Annotated in this window: 1 protein-coding gene; it reads right to left on the reverse strand. The window is 63.3% G+C overall.

Features of this window, described 5'->3' with window-relative positions:
- Positions 1–31: 31 nt before the first annotated feature.
- The coding region (locus tag OHD62_RS35570) for a C48 family peptidase (RefSeq protein ID WP_263792425.1) at positions 32–591 on the reverse strand (560 nt) is incomplete at its 5' end.

The raw sequence follows: 591 nt of genomic DNA on the forward strand, positions 1-591 counted from the left end.
CCCCAGCCACTCCATCAGCCCGAGCGCGTCATCAAATTCGCGCGAGCCGCTCCTGGAGTGCCTGGCGATCGGCGACCAGATTGTCGAGGTGCAGGGACTCGCGCCGCAGCCGCGGTTCTTGCGCCAACCGTCGAGCCAGCTCCCGCGTGGCCTCCAGCATGAAGACGCCGCAATCATAACCGTTGTGCTGTTTGGCCATGCGCACTGGCCGCAGGCTGGCGCCCAGCCTTGCTGCGAACTCCGTTGCAATGGGGCGGTGGTACGCTCCCAGCGAGTCGTAGTGATAGCCGACCGGGTTTTCCCGGTCGCGGCGATCAACGAGCAGCAGCGACCAGTGGCTGCCACTATCAGGAACGCCAGCACGGCCATCGTTCACTGGCAGGAACAGGAAGTCGGCCGTATCCTCCTCATTCTGATTATGGACTATGCGCTGGAATTCGCCGAGTGCATCGCGCTCGGGGATCAAGCGCAGTTGATATGATATGAGGGGATCCACGAGGCGCGTCCGGGCAGCCAGATCCGGAGAACGTCCCTGCAACTCCTGGCCCAGGAGCCCGTAATCCGCAGTGATATGGGCGTCGGTCAGCCAAT

It is taken from the genome of Mesorhizobium sp. YC-39 (genome assembly GCF_025753795.1).
Lineage (GTDB): Bacteria > Pseudomonadota > Alphaproteobacteria > Rhizobiales > Rhizobiaceae > Mesorhizobium.